We start from the raw sequence: 16631 nt of genomic DNA, 5'->3' as shown, positions 1-16631 counted from the left end.
AGTTGGGGGATCGCCCCCTGCAAGGGTAGGACGTTGCCGCGCTGTTTTATTTATTCCGGCATAGCTCAGTTGGTAGAGCACCTGACTGTTAATCAGGTTGTCGACGGTTCGAGCCCGCCTGCCGGAGTTAAGTTATTATGGAGAGTTGTCCGAGCTGGCCGAAGGAGCATCATTGGAAATGATGTAAACGGGCAAAACCTGTTTCAAGGGTTCGAATCCCTTACTCTCCGTATTAAATTTTATGACCCGTTGGTCAAGCGGTTAAGACACTGCCCTTTCACGGCAGTAACATGGGTTCGAGTCCCATACGGGTCATGTTGGAGGATTAGCTCAGTTGGGAGAGCATCTGCCTTACAAGCAGGAGGTCACAGGTTCGAGCCCTGTATCCTCCATAGTATTTTCATAATTTTGGTCCGTTGGTCTAGCTGGTTAGGACGCCTGCCTGTCACGCAGGAGATCACGAGTTCGAGTCTCGTACGGACCGTAGTTAGGTAATAATTTTTACTTAACAAAATTTAATATTAACGTTATTTATGGCTCGATAGCTCAGTTGGTAGAGCAACGGATTGAAGCTCCGTGTGTCGGCAGTTCGACTCTGTCTCGAGCCATTATGGAGGAGTAGCGAAGTCTGGCTAAACGCGGCGGACTGTAAATCCGCTCCTTCGGGTTCGGTGGTTCGAATCCACTCTCCTCCATTTTTTAGGGATATAGTATAACGGTAGTACAATGGTCTCCAAAACCATTGGTGTGGGTTCGATTCCTACTATCCCTGTTATAACGTTATGGCGGTATTGGTGAAGTGGTTAACACATCGGTTTGTGGATCCGACACGCGTGGGTTCGATTCCCACATACCGCCTTTTATTTATTATTGAGGTATTAGCATTGTTTTTTTGATGGCGGTGTAGCCAAGTGGTAAGGCACAGGTCTGCAAAACCTCGATCATCGGTTCAAATCCGATTACCGCCTTTATACTGTTTATGTTGATACAGTTATATTTTGCCGGAGTGGCGGAATTGGCAGACGCGCTAGACTCAAAATCTAGTGATCTTTGGATCGTGTGGGTTCGAACCCCATCTCCGGTATAAAAAAAGAGTTCATATATAATATGAGCTCTTTTTTTATTTGATTAATTTTCAACTTTTTCATAATGATATGCAATATCTAATCCATCTTTTTCATCAATATAATTAATTCTAAATTTTAAAAATTTATTTAATATCTTAATTATAATAAAGACCATAATGCCGGTATAAATGATGGAAAAACTGACTCCAAGAATTTGAACTAATAATAGCTTTATATTACCATTTTCAATTAATCCACTATACATAATTGATTTATTAATACTTTTTGATGCAAATATACCAGTTAATAAACTTCCGACGATTCCAGATATACCGTGACAGCCAAAAACATCTAATGTATCGTCAATGTTTAATTTTGGTTTTATTAAATTAACAAAAATAAAGCTAAATATTGATGCAAATATACCAATTATGAAAGATGATTTAATTGAAACAAATGCGCATGCCGGTGTTATTGCCACAAGACCACAGATTGTTCCTGTACATGTACCTAAAAGAGAAGGGGAATCATTAAAAATGGTATCTAAAATAATCCAGGTAATCATTCCGGTTGCTGCTGCAGTAGATGTTGTAATCATTGCTTGTAAAGCAGTTGTATTAAATGATAACGATGAACCACTATTGAATCCATACCAACCGAACCAAATTAATGTTGTTCCAAGTAAAACCCATGCTAAATTATATGGTTTTTCTTTTATATTTTTTCGTTTACCTAATAATAATGCTAATACTAAACCTGTTACTCCAGCATTTATATGGATAACTGTTCCACCGGCAAAATCTAGTATTCCTAATTTACTTAAAAATCCTCCACCCCAAACTAAATGAACTAGGGGATAGTATATTAAAATAGACCATAATATTGTGAAAAAAATTAAAAATTTAAAATTCATTCTTCCAATTACTGAACCAATAAATAATGCTGGAGTTATTATTGAAAACATCATTTGAAAGTTTATAAAATTAATATTAAATATATTTCCACTTGAAGATTTTTTAAATAAATAAATGTGATTCAGCATAAAATTATGTAAATTACCGATAAAATCAAAATTATTACCAGAAAACGATAATGAGTAACCAATAGATATCCATAATATTATTTGAATACCACATATCATAAAAATTGATAACATAGTATTGACTACATTTTTTTTACTAGACATTCCTCCGTAAAAAAATGCTAAACCGGGTGTCATTATAAAAACGAGCAAAGCACTAAAAAATATAAATAGATTATTTAAAATCATATAACCACTCCTTTATTAAATTAAAATGATTATAGTGGTAACTGCATAAAAAAGTAAGGTCTTATGACATGTTATTTAACATCAAAATTTTTTTATTGACATGTTTTTAAAATAATAATATATTTATAAATAGTAAATTTTAAAATAGTCCCGTGAGGCTAAAAATGATTTCTTAATTAATAGTTATGAACTCACTATCTCATGGGGTAGTGAGTTTTTTTAAGGAGAAATATTATGGATAAAAATAGTAGAATCGATTATAAACCTCCATTTATCAAATGGTTAGCTTTATCACTGCAACATCTTTTTTCGATGTTTGGGAGCACAGTAATTGTTCCAATTTTAGTAGGATTAAATCCTAGTATTGCATTATTTACTTCTGGTGTAGGTACTCTAATTCATATTTTAATTACAAAAAAACAAATACCAGCATACATGGGATCAAGTTTTGCCTTTATAGTACCAATGTTAGCACTAATGAAAACAACAGGAGTTGAAGGAGTAGCACAGGGTGTAATTTCTGTTGGATTAGTGTACTTAATTATCTCAATTTTAGTTACATTTTTAGGAACAGATTGGATTGATAAAATTTTGCCACCAATCGTTGTGGGTCCAATAGTTATGATTATTGGTCTGTCATTAGCTGGATCTGCAGCTAATAATGCAATGATGGATAAAGGGAATTATAGTTTAGTGTTCTTTTTTATCGCTATTTTGACATTGTTTTTAGCAATTTTATTCAATATTAAATTAAAAGGTTTATTAGGCTTAATTCCAATTTTACTAGCAATTATTATTGGATATATTGTTTCAATGTTCTTTGGTTTGGTGGATTTTAGTAAGATTTCAAGTGCACCATGGTTTAAGTTACCAGCTTTTGACATTATTGGAATTAATTATAATTTTAATATTCATTGGGGAGCAATTATTGCAATGGCACCAATTGCTTTTGTAACAATGACTGAACATATGGGTCATTTGATGGTATTGGATGAGTTAACTGATAATAATTTTTTTAAAAAACCTGGTTTAAATCGTACTTTAGCAGGTGATGGATTTTCATCAATTGTTTCTGGGTTGTTCGGGGGTCCTGCAATGACAAGTTATGGTGAAAACATTGGAGTTATGGCTATTACTAAGGTATATAGTGTATATGTAATTATGGGAGCAGCTATTTTAGCAATTTTATTTTCATTTTGTAATAAATTAAATGTAATAATTATGCAAATGCCTTTACCAGTAATTGGGGGAATTAGCTTTTTATTATTTGGAACTATTGCTTCAAATGGAATCAAAATAATGATTGATAATAAAATTGATATGAATAATAAAAAGAATTTAATGATTGCATCTGTAGTTTTAGTTATTGGAATTGGTGATTTATATTTTAAGGTTGGTAATTTTCAATTTACTGGTGTTGCATTAGCTTCAATAATAGGAATTATGATGAATTTAATTATTCCAAAAAATGTATAAAATATTGATGTTTGACATCTATCATTATGAATTATATTATTATTGTACTAACTAAAAGTTTTTAATTGGGGAGGATTAAATCATGTGTAAAAATATTAATTGTTTTAATAAAGTATGCATGTATTTAAAATATGATTTTAGTTTTCCTGAATAAATTTACTTGTTTTATTACTTTAGTGGGTCTAATTTAATCAGAAAGACTAGCTTTTAGCTAGTTTTTTTATTTTTGTTATATATTATAGAAGGAGTTGTTTTTATGAAAAAAAAGTTTTCATTTTTATTTGTAATTGGTATTTTGGGACTAATTATGACAGCCTGTGGTAGTAAAGAAAATAATGAGCTCAAAACCAATGGTACATTGACTGTTGGTATGGAAGGAACTTATGCTCCATATGCTTACCGTGAAAATGGTAAATTAAAGGGATTTGAGGTTGACCTAGCTAAAGAAGTTGCTAAGAAAATGGATTTGAAAGTAAAATTCGTTCCAACTAAGTGGGACTCATTAATTGCAGGATTGAATTCTGGGACTTTTGATGTTGTATTCAATAATATGGATGAAAATCCTGATCGAAAGAAACAATATTCATTTGCATCTCCATATATTTATACTAAATCAGCTTTAATTACTAAAAAAGATTCTAAATTAACTGATGCAAAAGATATTAAAGGTAAAAAAATTGGTGAAGGAATTGGAACTGATAATTATAATAATGCTAAAAAATTAGGGGCAAATATTGTTGTTTCACCTGATTTTCAAACTACTATGGATATGATTAACCAAGGTAGAATTGTTGGTGCCATTAATTCACAAGAAGCATTTTTAAATTGGAGAAAAACACATCAAAAAACAGATTTAACTTATCATGTAGTTCCGGATAATGTTATTAAAACATCTAATATTGCACCAATGTTAAATAAAAAATCTCCTGAAACGACTAAGAAGATGAGTAAAGCAATTGATGAATTAAGAAAAGATGGAACATTAAAAAAATTATCTAATAAATATTTTGATAAAAATATTACTGATAAATAAAATAAGTGAGGATAATTTATGCCAATTATATTTGGAAGTATTACGCCAGATTTAAAAATAGTAATGTCTGCGTTACCTGATTTGTTAATGGCAATGTTAAAATTTACAATTCCATTGGCTCTTATTTCATTTGCTATTGGACTTGTGATCGCCATTTTAACGGCATTAATTAAATTTTTAAAACCAAGCGAGAATATATTTATTAAAGTACCTTGGAATTGTTTAAAAGCATTTGCCAATTTTTATGTTTGGTTATTTAGATCAACTCCATTGTTAGTACAGTTATTTTTAATTTTTTTCGGATTACCAAGTTTAAATATACAAATTCCAGCCTTTATTGCTGCTGTTATTGGATTCTCATTAAATTTAGGAGCATATGCATCAGAAACAATTAAATCTGCATTATTATCGGTTCCTCAAGATCAATGGGATGCAGCATATACGCTTGGATTTTCAACTCGTCAGATTTTAATAAAAATTATATTACCTCAGGCAACTAGGATTGTTTTACCACCTTTATCAAATGAATTTATTGGATTAGTAAAAGATACTTCTCTTGCAAGTACTATAACTATTATGGAGATGTTTCAGCTTTCACAACAAATGACATCAACAAATTATAAACCGTTATTGATGTATTCATTAGTTGCACTTCTCTATGCATTCTTGTGTAGTCTACTTAGTTTATTACAAAAGTATCTTGAAAAAAGATCCTCTAAATTTTTAAATGGAGGTAATAATTAATGATAGAAATGAATAATATTCAAAAAAGTTATGGTAAACAGAAAGTTTTAAATGACATAAATGTAAAATTCCCAAAAGGTGAAACTACTGTAATTATTGGTCCATCTGGTTCAGGTAAATCAACTCTGCTAAGATCAATTGATTTATTAGTTAGACCAGATTCAGGTATTATAAAATTTCCTGATTTAGAAGTTGATTATTCTAATCCGATTTCTAAACAAAAAAGATCTAATTTAATTAATAAAACAAGTATGGTGTTTCAAAATTGGAATTTATTTCCACATTTAAATGTAATTGATAATATTACGATTGCTCCAATTAATGTTCAAAAAGTAAAAAAAGATGTTGCAATTAAAAAAGCGTACGATTTATTGAGAAAAGTTGATCTTGAATCTTATGCAAATCGTTATCCGTCTGAACTATCTGGTGGACAACAACAAAGAATTTCTATTTGTCGCGCTTTAGCTGTTCAACCTGAATATATTTTATTGGATGAACCAACTAGTGCACTAGATCCAGAACTTGAAAGTCAAGTATTAAAATTATTAAAAGAGTTAGGTGAACAAAAGCAATCAATTATTATGATTACACATAATATGGATTTTGCTAAATCAGCTGCCGATAATATTTTGTTTATAGAAGATGGTAAAGTTCAATTTCAGGGTAAAAAAGATGAATTTTTTAATAATCCTAATGAACGTATTAAAGAATTTTTAAATGGAATTTCAATTATATAAAAAAAGAAGCTGAATTAGCTTCTTTTTTTATATACAAATTAGTAATGAAATAATAAGAAAAATGAAAATTGATAAATAAACAGGTAATTCTTGATTAAGCATTTGGTATAAATAGTATCCAAAAATAAATATTAATAATACTAAATGAAAAATTGAAAATTTAAATGTTAAAAATATAGTAATTAGAATAGCAAACGAAACAATATTCAATTTATTATAATAACTAATATGAAATTTTTGAATGAAAAAAATTAAATATAATGAAAATATTGTAATTGAATTATATAATACCTCAATTGTTATGTATCCATTAATCAAATAGTTAATTGTTATTATTGGAATAATTGAATAAATGATTGAGTAAGGAACTAATCCATAATAATAATCAAAAAAAGAAGGTTTTAAATCGATTGATATATTAAATATAGCAATAATAATTGTTAAGATTTGAATGGAAAATGGAAACGTAAATATAATTGAACTTAGTATTAAATATAAGTTTAAAATTAAATATATTTTATTTTTTTTATTAAGAATAAAAAAGTAATTTAAAATTCCAATTATGAAATTATTTAATATTAAAGCCCAAAATTTAGCTGATAAAGTAAAGTCAATAAATTTAACATGAGCACTAATTAACCAAATTATATTAATAAATATACTGTATAATAATGGCTTTATATTATTTTGTTTTAGTATCATAAAAAAACACCTCAATTTGATATTATATGAACATTGTGCATAATTCAATCAAGTTAAATCAAAAATTTACATTTAATTTAATTGTGCTATTATTGTTAATGTTATAGGTAAATTCCCGATAGGATTCACATAAGTGAAGATGCCTTGTAACCAAACAAACAAAGGGGGAATATTAAATGTCTGAAAAACATTTATTTACTTCAGAATCAGTTTCTGAAGGACATCCAGATAAAATAGCTGATCAAATTAGTGATGCTATTTTGGATGAAATTTTAAAACAAGATCCAGATGCCAGAGTGGCTTGTGAAACTTCTGTTACAACTGGATTAGTATTAGTATTTGGAGAAATATCTACTACATCATATGTAAATATTCAAAAAATTGTTAGAGATACAATTAGAGAAGCAGGATATGTTGATAGTAAATATGGATTTGATGCTGATAACTGTGCTGTTATGGTAGCAGTAGATGAACAATCACCTGATATTGCACAAGGTGTTGATGAATCAATTGAAACTAGAGATAATGATGACACTGATCCATTAGATAAAATTGGAGCTGGTGATCAAGGAATTATGTTTGGTTATGCAGTTAATGAAACACCTGAATTAATGCCTCTACCAATTTCTTTGAGTAGTAAATTAATGCAAAAAATTGCTTCAGTGAGAAAAAATAATGAACTAAGCTATCTTAGACCTGATGCAAAGGCAGAAGTTACAGTAGAATATGATGAAAATGATAAACCTAAAGCTATTGATACAATTGTTTTAAGTACGCAACATGATCCAGATGTATCTTTGGAACAAATTAGAAATGATGTTATTGAAAAAGTTATTAAGCCAACAATTCCAGAAAATTTATTAAGTGAAAATACTAAATATTTAATTAATCCAACTGGAAGATTTGTAATTGGTGGACCCGTCGGGGATGCCGGATTAACTGGTCGTAAAGTTATTGTAGATACTTATGGTGGATCTGCTCATCACGGTGGTGGTGCCTTTTCAGGTAAGGATGCTACCAAGGTAGACCGTTCTGCTAGTTATGCAGCTAGATATATTGCTAAAAATATGGTTGCAGCAGGTTTAGCAGATCGTTTAGAAATTCAACTAGCATATGCAATTGGTGTTGCTGCCCCAGTTTCAATTAATATTAATACTTTCGGTACAGGTAAAGTTTCTAATAGTGAATTAGAAAATGTTGTCCGTAAAGTATTTGATTTACGTCCAGCAGGAATTATTAAAATGTTAGATCTACAAAGACCAATTTATAAGCAAACAGCTGCTTATGGTCACTTTGGAAGAACTGATATTCAATTACCTTGGGAAAACCTTGATAAAGTTGCTGAATTAAAAGCTAATTTTAAATAAAAATAACGAGAACTAATAATTAGTTCTCGTTATTTTTTTTCGATTGCAATTAGAATAGGTGGTTCATTATTTTGGTTAATGAATTCATATTTTAAAACGTTAAATTCTTTCTGATTTAAATTTTCAGTTAGTTTAAATACTTCATCTTTTTCAGATTGACCACCAGGATGGCCATAATAAATTACTAAAATTAAAATTCCATGTTTCTTTAATAACTTTAATCCTTTATTAATTGAAATAATTGTTGATTCAGGATGAGTAATTAAACTTTTATCTCCACCTGGTAAGTAGCCTAAATTATAGATAATGGCTGCAATATTATTATGTTTAATATATTTATCAAAGTTAGAATGACTATCTTTAATAATATCAACATTGTCGATACTATTTTCTTTTAAAAGTTTTTTTGTATTATTTATTGCTAAATCTTGAATATCAAAACTAAAAACTTTACCTTTTTGGCCAACAATTTCAGCCAAAAATTTAGTGTCATGTCCGTTGCCCATTGTTGCATCAATTACATAATCACCAGTTTGTGTTGTTTGTTTTAAAATATCATGGCTAAAATTTAAAGCTGATTTTATTAGAATTGTAATCACTCCTTATGAAAATAATTTTAGACAATTAATTTACTACTTGCAAATAAAATTTTAATTTGATAATATTTTAATTAAATAAATAGATAAAATTAAAAGTGAACTAGTAAATAATTATTTTATTTCAGAAACCAAATGGATAATGTGAATTTGGATAAATAATTATTGAACTCATCACCGTAATCTTTTCTGAAACAATAGTAAGAAGAGACGTGTTATCGCGTTAAGATTTGAGGGTCTCTTATTTAAGAGAAATTTAGGTGGTACCGCGATACTTCGTCCTATAGATTTGATCTATAGGACTTTTTTTATCTAAAAAATAGAGGTGGAAGATAGTGGCATATAATCATAGTAAAATTGAAGAAAAATGGCAGTCATATTGGGAAAATAATAAAACATTTAAAACAACTGAAGATGAAAAAAAAGATAAATATTATGTTTTAGATATGTTTCCTTATCCTTCAGGTCAAGGTTTGCATGTAGGTCATCCAGAAGGATATACTGCAACTGATATTATGGCCCGATTTAAAAGAATGCAAGGCAAAAACGTTTTACATCCAATGGGATGGGATGCATTCGGATTGCCTGCTGAACAATATGCATTAAAAACAGGAAATAATCCAGCAGATTTCACTGAAAAAAATATTGATAATTTTAGAAGACAAATTAAATCACTTGGTTTTTCATATGATTGGGATCGCGAAGTTAATACTTCAGATCCTAAATTTTATAAATGGACTCAATGGATTTTTGAACAACTATATAAAAAAGGTCTTGCATATGAAGATGAAATAGTTGTTAACTGGGCACCTGATTTGATGGGTGGAACTGTTGTTTCAAATGAAGAAGTTGTTAATGGAAAAACTGAACGTGGAGGTTTTCCTGTATACAGAAAGCCTATGAAACAATGGGTTCTTAAAATTACAGCTTATGCAGATCGTTTAATTGATGATTTAGATGATTTAGATTGGCCAGATAGCATTAAAGAAATGCAAAAAAATTGGATTGGACGTTCAATTGGTTCATCAATCTTTTTCTCTGTTAAAAATGAAGATAAAAAAATTGAAGTCTTTTCAACTAGACCGGATACTTTATTTGGTGCTTCTTATATTGTTTTAGCACCAGAACATGATTTAGTAGATCAAATTGTAACTCCTGAACAACAACAATTAGTTGATGATTACAAGAAAGAAATTTCTACTAAGTCTGATCTTGAAAGAACAGATTTAAATAAAAATAAATCTGGAGTATTTACTGGTGCTTATGCAATTAATCCAGTGAATGGTAAAGAAATGCCAATTTGGATTGGAGATTATGTTTTATCTTCATATGGTACTGGTGCAATTATGGCCGTTCCAGCACATGATGATCGTGATTATGAATTTGCAGTTAAATTTGATTTACCAATCATGCCAGTTATTGAAGGTGGAGATATTAATCAAGAAGCATACACTGGTGATGGAACTCATATTAATTCTGATTTCTTAAATGGCTTGGATAAAGAAGAAGCAATTGAAAAAATAATTAAGTGGCTTCAAGAAAATAATACTGGTGATAAAAAGATTAATTATCGATTAAGAGATTGGGTATTTAGTCGTCAAAGATATTGGGGAGAACCAATTCCAGTAATTCACTGGGATGATGGTGAAACAACATTAGTTCCAGAAGATGAATTACCATTAAAGTTACCAAAAACTAATAATATTACTCCCTCAGGAACTGGAGAAAGTCCATTAGCTAACTTAACTGATTGGTTAAATGTTACTGATGAAAATGGACGTCATGGTATTCGTGAAACTAATACAATGCCACAGTGGGCAGGTAGTTCTTGGTATTATTTAAGATATATTGATCCAAATAATACAGAAGAATTAGCTGATAAAGATAAATTAAATTATTGGGCACCAGTTGATTTATATGTAGGTGGAGCAGAACATGCAGTATTGCACCTATTGTACGCAAGATTCTGGCATAAAGTACTTTATGATTTAGGAATTGTTCCAACTAAAGAACCATTTCAAAAATTAGTTAACCAAGGTATGATTTTAGGAACTAATCATGAAAAAATGTCTAAATCAAAGGGTAATGTTATTAATCCTGATGATATCGTAAGTGAATATGGTGCAGATACTTTAAGATTATATGAAATGTTTATGGGACCATTAGACGAATCTAAACCTTGGAGTACTGATGGAATCGTTGGTTCAAATCGATGGATAAATCGTGTTTGGAGAATGATTATTGCTGATGATAATTCATTAAGTGATTTTATTACTGAATCAGATGATAATTTAGATAAAATTTTCAATGAAACTGTTAAAATAGTGACTGATGACTATGAACAAATGAGATTCAATGTTGCAATTTCTCAAATGATGGTTTTTGTAAATGAAGTTTATAAGGAAAAGAAAATTTCTAAATTAAAAGCAGAAAAATTCATTCAATTAGTTGCACCAATTATGCCTCATGTTGCGGAAGAAATGTGGAGTTTAATTGGTAACACAGAATCAATTAGTTATTCTAATTGGCCAACTTATGATGAAAGTAAAATGGTTTCAGATAAAGCTGAATTAGTTGTTCAAATTAATGGTAAAGTAAAAGATCATATTGAAGTTAATAGTGATGCTAATAAAGATGAAATTGAAAAAATTGCATTAAGCAATAATAAAGTTTCAGATTTTCTAAGTGATAAAACGGTTAGAAAAGTGATTGTAATACCAGGTAAAATTGTTAATATTGTAGCTAACTAAATAAAAAAGTCATCATTTTTTTGGATGACTTTTTTATTTATACATAATTAAGTTGAAATCATGTATTTTATTGATTAGAATTAGTAATGTTAATTAATCGAAAGTAGGTAACACCATGCAAAATGAAGAAGTAAGTAATATGGATGATTCAAAAAGTAAAATGCTAAGTGGGTCTGCATGGATGACGGCTGGAAGTATCTTTTCTAGAATCTTAGGTGCAGTTTATATTATTCCATGGGGAATAATTTTTGGAAATTATTTTTTTAAGGCTAATGGGTTATACACCAAAGGGTATACAGTATATAGTTTTTTATTAATAATTGCGATAGCTGGAATTCCGTCAGCAATTGCAAAGCAAGTGGCTCATTATAATTCTATGAATGAATATGGAGTTGGTGTAAGGCTTTATAAAAGAGGGCTTTTATTATCTATTTCATTAGGAATAATATTTGCTGGAATATTTTATCTTTCTGCTCCAATTTTAAGTGGTGGAGATCAGAATGTTACATTAGTAATGAAATCATTAGCTTGGGCAGTTTTATTAATACCAACATTAAGTTTGACTAGAGGATATTTTCAAGGATATCAAGAAATGGCCCCATCTGCAGTTTCTCAATTTGTTGAACAACTAGCTAGAGTTATTTATATGTTAGTTTCTGCTTATTTTATAATTGTTGTTTTAAAAGGTAATTGGGTAACAGCTGTTGTACATTCGACATTTGCTGCATTTGTTGGTGCATTCTTTGGTTTATTAGTTTTATTTTTATACTATTTAAAAAGAAAATCATATTTTAAATCGGTCGTTGCTAACAGTAATAATAAAATTAAAGTTGATTCTAAAAAATTATATAAAGAAATAATTGCACAAGCCGTTCCTTTTATAATTTTAGGTTCTGGAATTACAATTTTTCAATTAATTGATCAATATACTTTCTTTTCAATTATGAATTTTAAGGGAGGATATACTGCAAGTGCTTTAAATGATATTTTTACTGTTTTTGCTGGTAATTCTAACAAGCTAGTTATGATTGTTATTTCACTTTCTTCAGCGTTAGCTGTTACAGCAGTTCCATTATTATCACAAGCATTTACTCGGGGGAATAAAAAGTCGATCAGTGATCAAATTACTAATTCCTTAATATTGTTTGCTTTTGTTATGTTTCCTGGTGCATTGGGTATGGCAGCTGTTGCTGGACCTATTAATCGTGCCTTTTATGGGCAGAAAGATATGATTTTTGCTGAGAATGTGTTAGTTATATATGCATTAGTTGCAATTATTTTGGGCTTATTTACAGTTGTTTCAGCTGTTATGCAAGGTATTTCTCAAAATAAAAGAGCAGTTAAATATTTCTTTATTGGCGTTTTAGTTAAGTTTATTTTGCAAATACCTTTGGTTTATATGCTTGGTGCTTTTGGAACTTTAATTTCAACTGCGATTGGATTAATGTTAACTTGTTATTTGATTATACGAAAGATGAATATTGATTATAATTTAGACAAATTAAAATTAGAAAAAGGGTTCAATATGATTGGCTTATTTTCTATTATTATGTTTTTTGTTACTTTAATTTCAGTTTTTATTTTAAATTATTTATTTTCATTATTTATTGATCCAACTGATAGAAAAATTAGTTTTGTTATAACAGTTATTGCAGCAATCATTGGAATGATGACTTATTTACATCTTACTTTAAAAAGTAGATTGGCTGATAAAATTATCGGTAGTAAAGCCGATAATTTTAGAAAATTATTAAGAATAAAATAAAAAGAGCTTATTTAAAAGCTCTTTTTATTTTTCATATTTTTTCATATAGTAAGGAATTTGTTGGGAAATTTTATGAGGTAGGGTTACGTATTGAGTTTTTGATAAATCATGTGCAATAAAACTATGAAGGTATGTTGCAGCAAGTGTTGCTTCTTTATAGTTATCAAATTGAGCACAAAATCCAGCAATTATGCCAACTAATGTATCACCCATACCGCCAGTTGCCTGTGCAGGAGTTCCAATGGTTAATTCAAAGATATCATCATCAATATATATTTTAGTTTTACTTGATTTTAAGACAACAATCGAATTTAGTTGGGTAACAATTTTTTGATTATTGTGATCAGTTTGTTCAGAAATTTTAATATTAGATAATCTTTGCCATTCCATTTCATGGGGAGTAAAGATTATTTTTTTTACATTTGGTAATGGAATTTTATTATTGGCTATTAAAGTTATAGCAGATCCGTCAATAATTAATATTTGATCTTCATTTACAGATTTAAATACTTTATTTAAAATTTTTAAACTTTCATCAGATTCTCCTAAACCAGAACCAACTGCAATTACATTCATTTTTGAAATTGAAGATTCAATTTTATTAAATTCTTGAAACATAGCTTCAGGAACCCAAGTATGTAGGGCTGAAGAATTATTTTTATCGGTAAATGTAGATGTTAAACCAGCTCCTGAGTATATTGAGGCCATTGAATTCATAATTACAGCACCACCATAATTATAATTTCCCCCGATAAGTGCTACTTTACCATAAGTACTTTTAAAAGAATTTTTATTTCTTTTTTTTATTACTTTACTCAAAATTGATTCATCTAAAATTTTTTTCATAAATTAACACCTCTAATTATTGATAATTGTATCACTAATCTAAAAATTTATTGAATAAGTGTGATAAAATACTTCTAATAAAAAAATCGGAGGTAATGGTTAATGATTGATTGGAAAAAAACGGCTAATGATTACAAACAACAATATTTAAATGATTTAAATGAATTAGTTGCAATTGATAGTTCAAGAAATTTGGATGAAGCTACAAATGAGTTTCCTTTAGGAAAAGGTCCTGCTAATGCTTTAAATAAGTTTTTAAGTTTTGGTCAAAGAGATGGATTTAAAGTTAAAAACATAGATAATATAGTTGGATATATTGAATATGGATCAGGTGATCAAACCTTTGCAATTCTTTCTCATGTTGACGAAATGCCTGGTGGAAAAGGATGGGACACAAACCCTTTTGAATTAACCGAAAAAGATGGAATTTTATATGGTCGAGGAGTTTCAGATGATAAAGGACCCGGATTAGCCGCTTATTATGGTTTAAAAATGATGAAAGAAAATAAATTAGAACCAAATGTAAAAATTAGATTAATTTTAGGTACAGATGAAGAGTGTGACTGGAAAGGAATGGATAGGTATTTTGAAGTTGAACCAATGCCAGATTTTGGATTTTCACCTGATGCCGAATTTCCTGTGATTAATGGAGAAAAAGGGAATGTCACTTTTGAAACTAAGATTGATGCTAATATTAATAATAACGAAAATAAAATTATTAGTTTTAATTCAGGATTAAGAGAAAATATGGTTCCTAGAGAAGCAAATGTTCAATTAAAGTTTAATGATTTTACTTTATTTGAAAATAAGTTTAATGACTTTATCATTAACAATCCTGTGGATGGTGATTTATCAGAAAACAATGGTATTATTAACATTAATATTATTGGTGAAGCAGCTCATGCGATGGAACCAAAAAATGGTATTAATGCTGGTACTTATTTAGCTAAATTTTTAAGTGAATTTAATTGGTCAGCTAATGAGAACGATTTTATCAAATTAATTACTAATTATCTTCATTTAGATTCAAGAGGTAATAATTTAGGTATTAATTATAAAGATGATATTATGGGCGAACTTACGATTAATACTGGCTTAATTAATTATGATGAAAATAATGGTGGAACCATTAATAATAATTTAAGATATCCAAAAGGTATTACACCGAAATTTATTGAAGAAAAAATTTCTGATGAATTTAACAATTTTAATGGTAAGTTATCGAAAATTTCTGGTATGATACCTCACTATGTTGATGTAAATGATCCAATTGTTAAAAATCTAATTAGTGTTTATCAAAAACAGACAGATATTAAAGATGCTAAACCAGAAGTTGTTGGTGGTGGTACTTATGGAAGATTAATGGATCGAGGAGTGGCATTTGGTGCACTTTTCCCATGGTCTGATGATACGATGCACCAAGCTAATGAACATCAAACAATTAATGATTTAATTTTAGCTATTTCTATTTATGCCGAAGGAATTTATGAGTTAAGTAAATAAAAAAAGATATTTCAAAATGAAATATCTTTTTTTATTTGATTTCTTTTAATTTATTGTTAATTTGGTCAAGTACAATGTTAATATTTTCAGGATTTTCCAAATCATATTTTTGTAAGTCAATTTTAATTTTAGGACTAACATCATATTCTTCAAACCATTTTTTATATGAATTCCACATTTTGAAATAATATTGTTCTAACTTAGGATTATTTTCAAATTGTTCATATTCACGACCTCTTTTTTTGATTCTATACAAGATAGTTTCAAAGTCACACTCTGCATAAACTAATAAATCAGGACGCTTCTTAGGTATTGATTTCAGTTCATTCATCATGTTGTCTAGTAAGTTTAAATAAACTTCTAATTCAACATCTGAAATATTACCTTCAGCATTATTTTCCTTTGTAAAAAGTGCATCTTCGTATATTGATCGATCTAAAACATTATTATCTTCTGTTAATGCTTTTTTAATCATTTTGAATCTTTTGTTTAAAAAATAAATCTGTAATAAAAATCCGTATTGTTCTGGATTTTTATAATATAAAGGTAAGACAGGGTTTTCTCCGACAGGTTCGTAGAAGGCTTCAGTACCGTAATAATTTGCAATTTTTTCGGTTAAAGTCGTTTTCCCTACACCAATCATACCAGCAGTTATAATCACCATAATGACTCCTCGCTAAATAATTTTCATTGTAAATTATATCATTTAGATGTGTAATTAGATATTAAAAATTTATAAATAAGATAGTATTTAACTATCTAAATAGTTTCTGTT

Annotated in this window: 12 protein-coding genes, 11 tRNA genes, 1 riboswitch and 1 other annotated feature; of the genes, 19 read left to right on the top strand and 4 right to left on the bottom strand. The window is 28.9% G+C overall.

Features of this window, described 5'->3' with window-relative positions; translation table 11 throughout:
• Positions 1–54: 54 nt before the first annotated feature.
• The 11 genes from GSH19_RS03355 to GSH19_RS03305 all read left to right on the top strand — a co-directional run bounded on the left by GSH19_RS03355 (position 55) and on the right by GSH19_RS03305 (position 1084).
• Positions 55–127: transfer RNA gene (locus GSH19_RS03355), tRNA-Asn, on the top strand.
• A 12-nt stretch (positions 128–139) separates the two neighbouring features.
• A tRNA-Ser gene (locus GSH19_RS03350) sits at positions 140–230 on the top strand.
• A gap of 13 nt (positions 231–243) precedes the next feature.
• Positions 244–315, top strand: a tRNA-Glu gene (locus tag GSH19_RS03345).
• Positions 316–319: 4 nt separating this feature from the next.
• Positions 320–392 (top strand) — tRNA-Val (locus tag GSH19_RS03340).
• 18 nt (positions 393–410) lie between these two features.
• A tRNA-Asp gene (locus GSH19_RS03335) sits at positions 411–484 on the top strand.
• 51 nt (positions 485–535) lie between these two features.
• Positions 536–608 (top strand) — tRNA-Phe (locus tag GSH19_RS03330).
• 4 nt (positions 609–612) lie between these two features.
• A tRNA-Tyr gene (locus GSH19_RS03325) sits at positions 613–695 on the top strand.
• Positions 696–701: 6 nt separating this feature from the next.
• A tRNA-Trp gene (locus tag GSH19_RS03320) sits at positions 702–772 on the top strand.
• A gap of 13 nt (positions 773–785) precedes the next feature.
• Positions 786–858: transfer RNA gene (locus tag GSH19_RS03315), tRNA-His, on the top strand.
• A gap of 39 nt (positions 859–897) precedes the next feature.
• Positions 898–968, top strand: a tRNA-Cys gene (locus GSH19_RS03310).
• Positions 969–1000: 32 nt separating this feature from the next.
• Positions 1001–1084 (top strand) — tRNA-Leu (locus tag GSH19_RS03305).
• Between the two features lie 44 nt (positions 1085–1128).
• Here the strand turns inward: GSH19_RS03305 and GSH19_RS03300 are convergent.
• Entirely contained in the window at positions 1129–2337 is a 1209-nt protein-coding gene (locus GSH19_RS03300) for an ammonium transporter (protein ID WP_255700242.1), read from the bottom strand.
• Between the two features lie 234 nt (positions 2338–2571).
• On the opposite strand from GSH19_RS03300, the gene GSH19_RS03295 reads away from it, so the two are divergent.
• The 5 genes from GSH19_RS03295 to metK all read left to right on the top strand — a co-directional run bounded on the left by GSH19_RS03295 (position 2572) and on the right by metK (position 8396).
• Positions 2572–3813 (top strand): uracil-xanthine permease family protein, encoded by a 1242-nt coding sequence (locus GSH19_RS03295; RefSeq protein WP_237026652.1) that lies wholly within the window; start codon positions 2572–2574, stop codon positions 3811–3813.
• 256 nt (positions 3814–4069) lie between these two features.
• The gene (locus GSH19_RS03290; protein ID WP_237026645.1) at positions 4070–4846 is read left to right on the top strand and encodes a transporter substrate-binding domain-containing protein; all 777 of its coding nucleotides are present in this window, start codon (positions 4070–4072) and stop codon (positions 4844–4846) included.
• An 18-nt stretch (positions 4847–4864) separates the two neighbouring features.
• Entirely contained in the window at positions 4865–5590 is a 726-nt protein-coding gene (locus tag GSH19_RS03285) for an amino acid ABC transporter permease (RefSeq protein WP_237026638.1), read from the top strand.
• On the top strand, positions 5590–6327 hold the full coding sequence (locus GSH19_RS03280) for an amino acid ABC transporter ATP-binding protein (protein WP_237026634.1): 738 nt from the start codon (positions 5590–5592) through the stop codon (positions 6325–6327). The genes GSH19_RS03285 and GSH19_RS03280 overlap by 1 nt, the downstream gene beginning before the upstream one ends.
• Positions 6328–7125: 798 nt before the next feature.
• A riboswitch (SMK box riboswitch) is annotated at positions 7126–7208 on the top strand.
• On the top strand, positions 7206–8396 hold the full coding sequence (metK, locus tag GSH19_RS03275) for a methionine adenosyltransferase (protein ID WP_237026625.1): 1191 nt from the start codon (positions 7206–7208) through the stop codon (positions 8394–8396). It overlaps the preceding riboswitch by 3 nt.
• Positions 8397–8425: 29 nt before the next feature.
• Here the strand turns inward: metK and GSH19_RS03270 are convergent, their stop codons facing one another.
• Complete coding sequence (locus GSH19_RS03270) at positions 8426–8995, bottom strand: class I SAM-dependent methyltransferase (protein ID WP_370636137.1); 570 nt, start codon at positions 8993–8995, stop codon at positions 8426–8428.
• Positions 8996–9078: 83 nt separating this feature from the next.
• Positions 9079–9279 (top strand) — a binding site (T-box leader).
• Positions 9280–9327: 48 nt separating this feature from the next.
• Between GSH19_RS03270 and leuS the strand changes: the two genes are divergently transcribed.
• Both leuS and GSH19_RS03260 read left to right on the top strand, forming a co-directional pair.
• Positions 9328–11742, top strand: a complete 2415-nt coding sequence (gene leuS / locus GSH19_RS03265) for a leucine--tRNA ligase (protein WP_237026617.1) — start codon at positions 9328–9330, stop codon at positions 11740–11742.
• A gap of 115 nt (positions 11743–11857) precedes the next feature.
• The gene (locus tag GSH19_RS03260; RefSeq protein ID WP_237026610.1) at positions 11858–13507 is read left to right on the top strand and encodes a polysaccharide biosynthesis protein; all 1650 of its coding nucleotides are present in this window, start codon (positions 11858–11860) and stop codon (positions 13505–13507) included.
• A 24-nt stretch (positions 13508–13531) separates the two neighbouring features.
• On the opposite strand, the gene GSH19_RS03255 is transcribed toward GSH19_RS03260, so the two are convergent.
• The gene (locus GSH19_RS03255; RefSeq protein ID WP_237026600.1) at positions 13532–14353 is read right to left on the bottom strand and encodes an NAD(P)H-hydrate dehydratase; all 822 of its coding nucleotides are present in this window, start codon (positions 14351–14353) and stop codon (positions 13532–13534) included.
• 102 nt (positions 14354–14455) lie between these two features.
• Here GSH19_RS03255 and pepV point away from each other — a divergent pair, with 102 nt between their 5' ends.
• Positions 14456–15856, top strand: coding sequence for a dipeptidase PepV (pepV, locus tag GSH19_RS03250; RefSeq protein WP_237026593.1), 1401 nt, complete (start codon positions 14456–14458; stop codon positions 15854–15856).
• Between the two features lie 31 nt (positions 15857–15887).
• Here pepV and GSH19_RS03245 read toward each other — a convergent pair whose 3' ends face one another.
• Entirely contained in the window at positions 15888–16520 is a 633-nt protein-coding gene (locus GSH19_RS03245; RefSeq protein ID WP_237026586.1) for a deoxynucleoside kinase, read from the bottom strand.
• Positions 16521–16631: the final 111 nt, after the last annotated feature.

The sequence above is a fragment of the Lactobacillus sp. S2-2 genome, assembly GCF_021698855.1.
Lineage (GTDB): Bacteria > Bacillota > Bacilli > Lactobacillales > Lactobacillaceae > Fructilactobacillus.
The sequence above is the reverse complement of the archived record's forward strand: the minus strand, read 5'-3'. Positions and strand labels throughout refer to the sequence as shown.